Genomic DNA, 11,435 nt, shown 5'->3' with positions numbered 1-11,435 from the left:
ACGGCACTTTGCTCCATGCATTCCATAAGTATAGCGACCGTTTGGATGCTGTCGCATTCGTCGGAATCCATACGGGCCACTTAGGGTTTTATGCTGACTGGAAGCCGATCGAGATCGAGAAGCTCGTCTTGGCAATCGCGAAAAAGGAATTTGAAGTCATTGAATATCCTTTATTGGAAGTGACGGTGCATTACCGAAGTGACCAGGAATCTTCCACTTATTTGGCTTTGAACGAATCGACCGTGAAATCCCCGGACGTCACGCTTGTGATGGACGTCTTTTTGAACGACAGCCATTTTGAACGGTTCCGCGGAGACGGCTTGTGCATGTCGACGCCTTCAGGAAGCACGGCGTATAATAAAGCGCTCGGCGGGGCAATCATCCATCCGTCTTTGCCGGCGATGCAATTGACCGAGATGGCTTCAATCAACAACCGGGTGTTCCGGACTGTCGGGTCACCGCTTGTGTTGCCGTCCCATCACCGCTGCACTTTGCTGCCGGTGAAGGCACCCGATTTCATGGTGACGATCGACCATCTTCAATTGCTGCATAAAGATGTCGAATCGATCGAGTATCGGGTGGCGAAAGAAAAAGTACGCTTCGCCCGTTTCCGTGCGTTCCCGTTTTGGCGCCGCGTCCACGACTCATTCATCGACAGCGAACTGTCGGAGGATTGAAAATATGAAAGCATTTCGAGTTGAATTCACTGCAAAAAAGCGCGGCCTGTTACGGGAAGCGCTGCAAAATTATGGGATTTCCAAAAGGACCTTGGCTTCTGTGAAGTATAGCGGAGGCCATTTGCTGGTCAACGGTTCGGAAGTGACGGTCAGGCATCCGCTCGAAGTTGGGGATGCCGTGACCGTTATTTTTCCGATAGAAACACAGGGCAAAGGCTTGACCGCAGAAAACGGGCCGCTTGCCATCGTTTATGAAGACGACGCACTTTTAATTGTCGAAAAGCCGCCAAGGCAAAACACTATCCCGTCACGTGAACAGCCGTTCGGCAGTTTGGCGAATATTGTCGCCGGGCATTTCGAACGTCATGCAATCCCGTCCACATTGCATATTGCAACCCGCCTTGATAAAGACACGTCTGGGCTAGTGTGCATCGCCAAAAACCGCCATATCCATCATCTGCTCTCCGTGCAGCAACAGGAAAAGCGGATGAACCGGCGCTATGAAGCGTTTGTGCACGGCGAAGTGGCTGCTGGAAAATCGGTGATCACCGCCCCAATCGCACGAAAAGGAACCAGCATCATCGAACGCGAAGTAAGGGAAGACGGCAAATTTGCAGAGACTGAGATAGAGTTAATCCAGTCAATCGGCGGCATCAGCCATGTCCGGCTGAAATTGAATACTGGCAGGACACACCAGATCCGCGTCCATTTATCCCATATCGGACATCCGCTGCTGGGGGATGATTTATACGGCGGCGGACGCGAGCTGATCGACAGGCAAGCGCTGCATTGTACGGAATTGCAGCTCAATCATCCTGTCTCTGGGGAGCGGCTGGCATTTAAATCTGCGCTTGCCGGTGATATACGTAAACTGATTTAATTATAATGGTGGAAGCGTTCTGGTTGGTAAGCCTGTTTTGACGGCACTTGGCAAATCTCCATTTCCGGAAAACGCAGTGCGGTCAAGGTTCCGCCGAAGACGCAGCCTGTATCGATATTGACGGTGTTATTCTGGAAATGCGGCTTCCTGACCGGAGTATGGCCGTAAACGATCCATGGTTCGCCTTTATAGCGCCTCGCCCAATTGCCGCGCACTGGACGGCCATCGGAATGGTACCTGCCGGTGATTTCGCCGTATAGAGCGAATGTGATCATTTGACGGTTCAATGCCTGGCCGATCATATCTTCTCGCAGGCCCGCATGGACGACAATTAACTCATCCCGCAGCTGGTGATAAAGGGGAAGAGCTTCATAAAACTGGAGATAGCGATCCTTGAACTTTTTCTGTTGTTGCTTTTCCAATCCGCGCCATTCGGCAACGGTCATTTCCAAGCCATGTAAGAGCTCAACGGGATTTCCCTTGAAAAAACGATAGAGTTTGTTGCAATGATTGCCAGGGGAATAATAAAGGATGCCCGCATCTTGCATCGCGAATAATAATTGCAGCACCGCGAGGGATTTCGGCCCGCGGTCCATGGCGTCACCGACAAAAGCGAGATGGCGGCCTTCGGGATGAACAGGCAGGCCATTTTCGAAATGGTAGCCGAGTTGTTCGATCAATTCGATCAACTCATTGAAGCATCCGTGGATATCACCGATGACATCATATTTCATATTCTTCAGCTCCTAACTGCCAACTGGTGATTTCAGTGTAACGCATATCAGGAAAAAAGCTGAAACAATTGAAAGGAGGGAGTATACATGATGGACGAAACGAAGATCCGTGACGAGGAACTGAACGAAGAATTGATGCATGAATTATTGCAAAAAGGGGATGTTGAAGCATTCCGAGAAGAATTTTTGTCCCACCATCCATACGACCAAGCAAGCTTTTATGAGAAAGCGGACGGGGAAACGAGGCATTTGCTCTATCAGTATCTCTCTCCGAAAGAAATGGCGGACATTTTTGAAGCCATTGAAGTGGACGATGACGAATACGAAGACCTGTTTAAGGAAATGGATGCTCGCTATGCTGCGGATATCCTGTCCTATATGTACACCGATGATGCAGTCGATGTACTCAATGAATTGAACAAAGACCAAGTCGCCAGCTATTTGACGATCATGGACAAGGAATCTGCCCAGCAAATCAAAGACTTGCTGCATTACGAAGAGTATACGGCGGGCTCCATCATGACGACGGAATTTGTCGCGATCCCGAAAAACTCGACGGTACGTTCAGCGATGAACATCCTGCGCAATGCTGCACCGAACGCCGAAACGATCTATTACGTTTTTGTTATCGATGAAGATCGAAAATTATCGGGCATCGTGACTTTGCGTGATTTGATCGTTGCGGATGAGGACACCTTGATCGAATCAATCATGAACGATCGTGTCGTCAGTGTCCAGGTAAGTGAAGACCAGGAAGAAGTCGCGCGCATGATCAAAGACTATGACTTTCTCGCATTACCGGTAGTTGATTTCCAAGACCACCTGCTCGGCATCATCACCGTTGATGACATCATCGACGTGTTGGATGAAGAGGCGTCCGATGACTACTCCAAATTGGCTGCCGTATCCGATATGGATACCTTTGACCGTGGACCGCTGACAGCAGCGAAAAAACGCTTGCCGTGGCTCATCTTGCTGACCTTCCTTGGCATGCTGACAGCGAATTTGATGGGCATGTTCGAAGCGACGCTCGACCAGGTGGCGCTGCTTGCCGTGTTTATTCCCTTGATTGCCGGAATGGCAGGGAATAGCGGCACGCAGGCGCTGGGTTGCTGTCCGCGGTATTGCCACGGGTGATATCGAAGAAGAAAGTAAAATGAAGCTGTTGTTCCGCGAGGCCGGGACAGGCTTGATCACGGGCGTCATTTGCGGCATCGTGGTCGTAGGGCTGGTTTATTTTTGGAAGTCTGAACTGCTGATTGGAATGTTGGTTGGCACGGCGGTCGCCAGTTCGATTTTTGTCGCGACATTGGCCGGCTCTTTTATCCCGTTATTGATCCACCGGATGAAGATCGACCCTGCCGTAGCGTCTGGGCCGTTCATCACGACTCTGAACGATATCATTTCCATCCTCATTTATTTGGGCTTGGCGACGACATTCCTGACGAATTTATAAGCCGTCAACTGACTAAATGAAGCAATATCCTAGAAAGTGCAATTGCACTTTCTTTTTTTATGGGGTAATATTAGTACCAGGTAATAATATTAGGAGGTATATATATGTCAATTTCATTAAAAGATAAAACATACGTCATCATGGGTGTCGCCAATAAGCGCAGCATTGCATGGGGAATTGCGCGTTCGTTGGACGCAGCTGGAGCAAACTTGATCTTTACATATGCAGGGGAGCGCTTTGAAAAGTCGGTGCGTGATTTGGTCGCGACACTCGATGGCAATCACGAGCAGATTTTGCCATGTGATGTCACAAGTGATGAAGATGTGGAGAAATGCTTCAACACAATCAAAGAAAGCGCTGGGAAAATTGACGGGCTGGCACATTGCATCGCGTTCGCGAAAACCGAAGAATTGTCAGGCGACTTTTCCGATACCTCCCGCGACGGCTTTTTGCTCGCGCATAACATCAGCTCATACTCATTGACAATCGTTTCGAAATACGCAAAACCGTTGATGACAGAAGGCGGCAGCATCGTTGCCTTGACTTACATCGGCGGAGAGCGCGTCATGCCGAACTACAATGTCATGGGCGTTGCCAAAGCATCGCTTGAAATGTCTGTCCGTTATTTGGCAGCGGATCTTGGCAAGCACGATATCCGCGTCAATGCGATTTCATCCGGCCCGATTCGTACACTTTCTTCCAAAGGCGTCAGCGACTTCAACTCGATTTTGCGTGAAATCGAAGAGAAAGCACCGCTTCGCCGCAACACTACACCGGAAGAAGTCGGCGACACGGCTGTCTTCCTGTTCAGCAATATGTCCCGCGGCATCACTGGCGAAGTCTTGCACGTCGACAGCGGCTATCACGTATTATAATAATCATGAAAAAACCTTCCGGAATTTTCCGGAAGGTTTTTTATTATAGCGTTTTTTCCATTTGGCGATGCGGAATGCCGGCGTCCATGAATTCTGGAGAGACCACGTCGTAGCCAAGCCGTTCGTAAAACGGGATGGCATGGCTTTGGGAGTTGAGCTGCAGGCGGAAATAGCCAATCGAGCGGGCATATTCCTCCAGCTGTTCCATCATCTCCGCCCCGAAATGATGTCCGCGGTATTCAGGTAACACGCATACGCGTTCAACTTTGCCGACCCCTTGTTCGTATTCGCGAACCCGGGCAGCGGCAATCGGCTGTTCGAGTTCATAACCGATAAAATGGGTGGCGCTGTCATCATGTTCATCCATTTCCACATGAAGGGCGACGCCTTGCTCATCGACGAAAACTTTTCGGCGGATTTCAAATGCCTGTTCTTTTTCGAGTTCGGTTTCAACGATTTTCACTTTCTGCAATTAAGCTTCATCTCCTGACAACCGGAATGTATCGTACACAGTCCACGAACCATCTTCCAATTGGTAGAGTAAGTGGACGCGGTCGATCGTCTCTTCGTGGTCGATGCCAGCCATTTTCAATTGGCCATAGACATCAGCGTGCTCCGAATCTGAAAGTTTTTGTGCGATGGTGATATGGGGCACAAAAGGATGATCCGGCATGCCGCCAAGAAAATCGGAGTGGAGGTCTTCGTGAAGATCCATCAGCTCTTTTGAAGGTTCGATCTTGAAGTACAAAGCGTTTGTCACCGGCGTGAACGTGCTGACGCGCGTTGCATGGATGCGGAAAGGCTTTTGGCGCTTGGCGATATTGCCGAGCTCCTCCGCCATTGCTTTGACTTCAGAGTCATCTGCTTCGAAAGGCCCTTTCAATGTAATATGGGGCGTGATCAACTCGTAATGCGGGTCATAGCGTTTCCGGTAGGAATTCGCCAAGTCTTGTAGTTTTTTTGATGGAAATGCTGCAATGCCATATTTCATAATCAATAGACCTCCTCATCTAATAAATGATCTTCTCTTCAATTATATCAAATTGTTCGCTTTGTTTCCTTAAGGCCTACATGCCGAAATTCATCAACAGCGCCCTCTTCAGGTCCGGCTGCCAGTATTTCCATGTATGGTCTCCTTTGAATTCTTCGTAAAAGAGCGAAAACCCTTTATTTTTCATCAACTCATTCAACTCGCGGTTCGGCGTGAGAAAGTCGGCGGTTTCCCCGTTGGTCAACTTGACTTCGGTTTCTTCCGAGCCGATGACATGGTAGACCGTGAATGAATTGTTCATCGGAAACTTCTCGACGGCTTCCATCATTTCCGGCCCGACTTTCGGCGACTGGAGAATGACGCGCCCGAAAATATTCGGGTATTTAAGTGCGGCCATCAGGGAAGCGGTGGCTGCGAGTGAATCGCCAATCAATGTCCGGCCCATGCCCACTTGGTAGGTCGGGTATTTTTCGTCTAGGTAAGGTGCCAGCTCATGGGCCAGGAAACGCAAGTAAGCGCCATGCTGTTCGCCGGTCGGTTCGTATTTCCGGTTGCGGTCTTCTACGCTTTTGTAGGGAATGCCGACGAAGATGATGTTTTCGATCTCCTGGTTTTCAAGCAATTCATCAACGACCCGTGGAACACGGCCGAGTTGGAAATAATCCTTGCCATCCGATGCAATGACGAGGCTGTATTTATAGAGGGGAGAATAATTTGCAGGCAGGTGGACGAGCACCTGCATGTCTTCCCCAAGAGCATCGCTATAAAGCGTGAAATCTTCTACGCTTCCTTTGTTCATGATGTTGCCTCCTTCTAATTCTATTGTACAAAAATTGTAACATATTCCACTATGCAAGGTATAATGGACAGGAAGACAAATCCAAATAGAGAGAGGGGATGGCAACATGGATGGAGGACATTTCCGTGTGCATTCAGAAGAAGTGAACAAAGCGACACATGAAGCTTTGGAAAGAAGAGGCGTCACGAAAGAAGATATCGCGAAAATCGTGTTGGAAATGCAATTGCCTTTTAATGAAGGATTGACATTGGCCCATTGTGTCGAGTCGGTCGAAAGCGTCTTGCGCAAACGGGAAATGCAGCATGCCCTGTTGGTTGGCATTGAACTCGATGAACTGGCTGAACAAGGGAAGTTGTCCCAACCGCTTCAGCAGATCGTCGGTTCGGATGAAGGCTTGTTCGGAGTCGATGAAATGATCGGTCTAGGCGCAGTGCTCACTTATGGCAGCATTGCCGTGACCACGTTTGGCCATTTGGACAAAAACAAGACCGGCATCATCCATAAACTCGATACGAAATACGGCGAGCATGTCCACACCTTCCTCGACGATCTTGTAGCAAGCATCGCGGCGTGTGCTTCGGCTCGCATCGCACACCGCACGCGCGATTTGGAAGAGGAAGGCAGAAGCTTCGAAGACCTCACTCCTGAAGAGACGACGCCGGAAACTCATGTACCTGGAGCAGAAATATAAAAAAGGGTTTTATTGCCAGAAATTTGGTTTGAAACCGATTCCATTTGAAAAAATTAAATTGACAGATGGACAGAAAGTCATGGTATTATGAAGGATGAAAGAAACTATAGATAAAGGGAGGCCGATTTATGTTAAACAAAAAGTTTGGATTCTACGCGACTGTCGCTTTGGCCGGATCCGTATTCCTAGCAGGCTGTGGAGACGATGCAGCAAATGAAGGAGAAGGCGGCGGAGCAGCTGAGCCGGAATTCATCAGTGTATTGACTGGTGGAACAACGGGAACTTACTACCCGCTTGGCGGAGCGATGGCGACCATTATCGAGAATGAGACAGGCATCGATACGACTGCCGAAGTGTCCCAAGCATCTGCAGCCAATATGACATCACTTGCTGATGGCACGGGCGAAATCGCTTTTGTGCAGACAGACACGGCTTTCTACGCATCTGAAGGTTCGAACATGTTCGAAGGGGAAGTCATCGACAGCGTCTCTGCAATCGGTGCTCTATACCCAGAAACAATCCAGATCGTAACGACTGAAGGATCTGGCATCACTGCGTTTGAAGACTTGGCAGGCAAATCGGTATCCGTCGGGGCACCTGGTTCAGGTACGTATATCAACGCTGAGCAATTGCTTGAAATCCATGGCATGACAATGGATGATGTAGACGCACAGAACTTGGACTTTGGCGAGTCGCAGGAAAGCTTGCAATCCGGACAAATCGATGCAGCATTCATCACAGCTGGAACGCCAACAGGCGCGGTTGAAAGCTTGAGTGCAACATCAGATGTCAATATTGTCCCAGTAGCAGCGGAAAAAGCAGCGGAATTGATCGAGAAATATCCGTACTATGCAGAAGATGTTGTCCCATCTGGCACTTACGGGTTGACTGAAGACGTTCCAACGGTTTCCGTTCTTGCGATGCTTGTTGTGCAGAACGATATCTCTGAAGACACAGTCTACGATATTACAAAAGCGATTTATGAAAACACAGATCAAATCCAACACGCTAAAGCAGAATTCATCAAGGCGGAAACAGCTCTAGATGGCATCGGGATTGATATACATCCTGGCGCTCAGCGTTACTTTGATGAAGTAAACCAATAAGAACTGGTCAAAATAACTGACGATAAAGCGCAAGCTTTATCCTTCGTTATTTATTTTTTGTCGCTAGGGGGATCATCTTGCAGAATAAAAGAATTCTCAAAGTCCTTCTTATATTAATCATCCTCATCCTTATCTGCTCCGCACTTTTCTTCATCCCATATCAGAAAAACTTCATCTTCATCGATTCGGAAACAAACGAGATTGCAGCGCGTGTTCCAGTTATAGAAGACCGCTTTAAGATCCGCTATACGCATTCGATCCATCTATCGGATGTGATCGAAAGTTACCGCCTTGATGATGAGGGGCAATTGGTGATGACGGAACTTGAGTACGAAGATTTCAATATCGGCATGCCGTCGAATGCAGGAGAAGGGGAGCGCTTTGTCGAAAAAGACGGGAAATACTTTATTAAGGATATGAAGCGGAAGCTGCCCGAATTCCGGTTGCTAGTCGGGGACGTGGACGCGGAACTCGCTTTCCTATTCGCAGGGAAAGAACTCGATTTGAAAAAGAGTTTGGAAAGAGGCAAGATCTACACATTCCGTGCCAAGCGCCTATCCATTTATCAGCAATTAGAAGGAGTGAACATCTATGAGTGATAAATTATCGCCAGAAGAAAGAGAAAAGAAAAAGCTTCCGCCAGAAGACGAAAGCCATTTTTCAGAGGAGCAGCAAAAAGAGCTTCTCCAGAAGTACGATCCTGAGTCGAATACACGCGATTTGTCAGGCATAATCAAACATGTTGTGTTTTTTGGGCTTTTGGCCTTTTCACTGTTTCAATTATATACAGCCATCTTCGGCCAATACACAGCGTACATCCAGCGTTCTGTCCACTTAGGATTCGCGTTGTCACTCATTTTCATCCTATTCCCGTTGCGCCGCCGGAAAGGCGCGCGCCATAAAGTGGCCTGGTACGATTACATACTCGCCTTATTGTCTATCGGAGTCGGTGCGTATTGGCCGATTATGTACGATGATTTGGTCTTCCGCATCGGCCGCGTAACGGAACTGGATTTGATCGTCGGGATCTTAGCGGTCATTTTAACGCTTGAAGCAACACGGCGGGCCGTTGGGATGCCGATTACAGTCATTGGCATACTGTTTTTGACTTATGGTTTCTTTGGGCCTTATTTCCCGGGATTCATGCGCCACCGCGGGCAAGACCTGGAATCTTTGATTCAATTGATGTTCTATACAACGGACGGGATTCTCGGTACCCCGATCGGTGTTTCTGCAACATTCATCTTTACGTTCCTTTTATTTGGTTCGTTCCTGGTCAAAACAGGCGTGGGCCAGTATTTCAATGACCTCGCTGTGTCGCTGGCAGGTAACTTGACCGGTGGGCCCGCAAAAGTAGCGATTTTCTCCAGTGCCCTGCAAGGAACCATCTCAGGGAGCTCGGTCGCTAACGTTGTTACATCCGGGTCTTACACGATCCCGATGATGAAAAAGCTTGGATATAAGAAAGAATTTGCTGGCGGCGTTGAGGCAGCGGCTTCGACAGGCGGCCAGTTAATGCCACCGATCATGGGGGCCGCAGCGTTCCTGATGGTCGAATTCATTGGCGGTGTCACCTATTGGGAAATCGCCAAAGCGGCAGCCATCCCGGCGCTTTTTGGATCATGACGCATTTTGAGGCAAAACGGATTGGTTTGAAAGGCTTATCACCGGAAGAGATGCCGGATCGCAAAGAAGTATTGAAAAAAATCTACCTATTGACGCCGATCCTTGCGATTATCTTGTTCTTGCTAGTCGGAATCCCGACGATGCAAGCGGCTTTATACGGTATTTTGTTGACGATCTTCGTCAGTGCATTCAATAAAGAAACACGCCTTGGCTTTAAAGACATCATCCATGCACTTGTGGACGGTGCGAGAACTGCACTTGCGGTCGCAGCAGCGACAGCAACAGCAGGGATCATCGTCGGGGTGGTCGTAAAAACCGGCCTGGGCTTATCCTTGGCAAACGGGCTCGTTTCTGCATCCGGCGGGAACGTCCTCTTGACATTGTTCTTCACCATGCTTGCAGCCATCGTGCTTGGCATGGGATCGCCGACAACGGCTAACTATGTCATCACGTCCACCATTGCCGCTCCTGCCATCATTACTTTGCTGATGGTCGACGAGCCTGCTGGCGCAGCTGTTCCAATCGTTGTTGCATTGTCTGCGCATTTGTTCGTCTTCTATTTCGGAATCATTGCAGATATCACACCGCCGGTCGCGCTTGCTGCATTCGCAGCTTCCGGGATTTCCGGCGGGGAGCCGATACGGACTGGGTTCAATGCGGCGAAGCTTGCCATTGCGGCATTCATCATTCCGTATATGTTCGTCTTGTCTCCAGAACTGTTGATGATCGATACCACCTGGACACAATTGATCTGGGTATTGATCACCGCGATCACTGGCATGATCGCTATCGGGGCCGGTTTGATCGGCTATTGGTACCGCAAGCTCAATTGGCTTGAGCGGATTATCACATTCGTGACAGGGATCGCCTTGATCTATCCGGAAGGTTTTACAGATCTCATCGGGGCGGCTGTCTTTATCGTCTTGTTCGTAATTCAATGGATGTCGAGAGACAAGAAGACAAGGAAAGCACAAACTGCATAAAAAAAAGATGGAAGCCCGCGGGCTTTCATCTTTTTTTGTTGTGGCAAAAAAAAACACCAGCCGATTTACGGCTAGTGTTTTGTGCAGCGCTTAGCGTGCATATGATGATTCCTACTGGGCTCGAACCAGCGACCTCTACCCTGTCAAGGTAGCGCTCTCCCAGCTGAGCTAAGGAATCGCAATCTCAAGGACATTTATTATTATATATGCCAGTTTGAAAAAAGACAATAGTTTTTGTGAAAAAACTTTCAGCTTTTTAAAACCGGCATTATTTTTCAGCTTTCCAAGAACAAACTCCATTCGATTGTCGTGCGGTTGCCGATCACAGACCAGCATTCCAATGCAGCACCTGTTCCTTCCAGCGGATTGAACTCCAGCGCCAACCTGGCAAACAACGGGCCCCAAAACGGAGCAGGAACATTGTCGATGAGTGGAATATGCGGCTGCCACTGTGCATCAGCGCTATTCGGAAATTCGTGTGCTGCCAATTTCAGCGAGCTGTATAGTTCGTTTAGTGTTTCACTCGGAGGGACCTGCAGATAAAATCGGGCACCTTCTTTAGAAAATCCTATATCGCTGGCATGAAAAGAAGGGGGCTCGATTTTTTTTGCAATCGG

At 48.8% G+C, this 11,435-nt stretch carries 10 protein-coding genes, 1 tRNA gene and 3 pseudogenes; 8 read left to right on the top strand and 6 right to left on the bottom strand.

Translation table 11 applies throughout. The features are described 5' to 3' along the window. A partial coding sequence (locus ON064_RS14075; protein ID WP_274625254.1) for an NAD kinase occupies window positions 1–677 on the top strand: 677 nt, incomplete at its 5' end. A gap of 4 nt (window positions 678–681) precedes the next feature. Continuing rightward, complete coding sequence (locus ON064_RS14070) at window positions 682–1,557, top strand: RluA family pseudouridine synthase (RefSeq protein WP_274625253.1); 876 nt, start codon at window positions 682–684, stop codon at window positions 1,555–1,557. On the opposite strand, the gene prpE is transcribed toward ON064_RS14070, so the two are convergent. Further along, entirely contained in the window at window positions 1,554–2,291 is a 738-nt protein-coding gene (gene prpE / locus ON064_RS14065) for a bis(5'-nucleosyl)-tetraphosphatase PrpE (RefSeq protein WP_274625252.1), read from the bottom strand. The two genes, ON064_RS14070 and prpE, sit on opposite strands and share 4 nt — an antisense overlap. A gap of 87 nt (window positions 2,292–2,378) precedes the next feature. On the opposite strand from prpE, the pseudogene mgtE reads away from it, so the two are divergent. Both mgtE and fabI read left to right on the top strand, forming a co-directional pair. Then, window positions 2,379–3,747: pseudogene (gene mgtE / locus ON064_RS14060) on the top strand (magnesium transporter). A 104-nt stretch (window positions 3,748–3,851) separates the two neighbouring features. Further along, complete coding sequence (gene fabI / locus ON064_RS14055) at window positions 3,852–4,622, top strand: enoyl-ACP reductase FabI (protein ID WP_058383409.1); 771 nt, start codon at window positions 3,852–3,854, stop codon at window positions 4,620–4,622. A gap of 43 nt (window positions 4,623–4,665) precedes the next feature. On the opposite strand, the gene ON064_RS14050 is transcribed toward fabI, so the two are convergent. From ON064_RS14050 to ON064_RS14040, 3 genes are all read right to left on the bottom strand, one after another. Then, entirely contained in the window at window positions 4,666–5,094 is a 429-nt protein-coding gene (locus tag ON064_RS14050) for a GNAT family N-acetyltransferase (RefSeq protein WP_274625251.1), read from the bottom strand. Further along, complete coding sequence (locus ON064_RS14045) at window positions 5,095–5,613, bottom strand: YjcG family protein (protein WP_058383411.1); 519 nt, start codon at window positions 5,611–5,613, stop codon at window positions 5,095–5,097. Window positions 5,614–5,689: 76 nt separating this feature from the next. Beyond that, window positions 5,690–6,412 (bottom strand): alpha/beta hydrolase, encoded by a 723-nt coding sequence (locus tag ON064_RS14040; protein WP_121297851.1) that lies wholly within the window; start codon window positions 6,410–6,412, stop codon window positions 5,690–5,692. Between the two features lie 106 nt (window positions 6,413–6,518). On the opposite strand from ON064_RS14040, the gene ON064_RS14035 reads away from it, so the two are divergent. The 4 genes and pseudogenes from ON064_RS14035 (at window position 6,519) to ON064_RS14020 (ending at window position 10,818) form a co-directional block, all read left to right on the top strand. Beyond that, a complete protein-coding gene (locus ON064_RS14035) occupies window positions 6,519–7,103 on the top strand; it encodes a phosphatidylglycerophosphatase A family protein (protein ID WP_274625250.1) in 585 nt (194 codons plus the stop codon). Between the two features lie 128 nt (window positions 7,104–7,231). Beyond that, window positions 7,232–8,209 (top strand): TAXI family TRAP transporter solute-binding subunit, encoded by a 978-nt coding sequence (locus ON064_RS14030; RefSeq protein WP_121297849.1) that lies wholly within the window; start codon window positions 7,232–7,234, stop codon window positions 8,207–8,209. Window positions 8,210–8,286: 77 nt separating this feature from the next. Then, window positions 8,287–8,808: a DUF1850 domain-containing protein gene (locus tag ON064_RS14025; protein ID WP_121297848.1), complete on the top strand. Its 522-nt coding sequence runs from the start codon at window positions 8,287–8,289 to the stop codon at window positions 8,806–8,808. Further along, window positions 8,801–10,818 (top strand): annotated as a pseudogene (locus ON064_RS14020) (TRAP transporter permease). The gene ON064_RS14025 and the pseudogene ON064_RS14020 overlap by 8 nt, the downstream one beginning before the upstream one ends. Before the next feature lie 105 nt (window positions 10,819–10,923). Here the strand turns inward: ON064_RS14020 and ON064_RS14015 are convergent. Further along, window positions 10,924–10,996 (bottom strand) — tRNA-Val (locus ON064_RS14015). Window positions 10,997–11,093: 97 nt separating this feature from the next. Beyond that, window positions 11,094–11,435, bottom strand: a pseudogene (locus ON064_RS14010) (hypothetical protein); the annotation flags it as partial.

The sequence above is a fragment of the Planococcus sp. A6 genome (assembly GCF_028823615.1).
Taxonomy (GTDB): Bacteria; Bacillota; Bacilli; order Bacillales_A; family Planococcaceae; genus Planococcus.
This window is presented reverse-complemented; position numbering and strand designations above follow the sequence as displayed.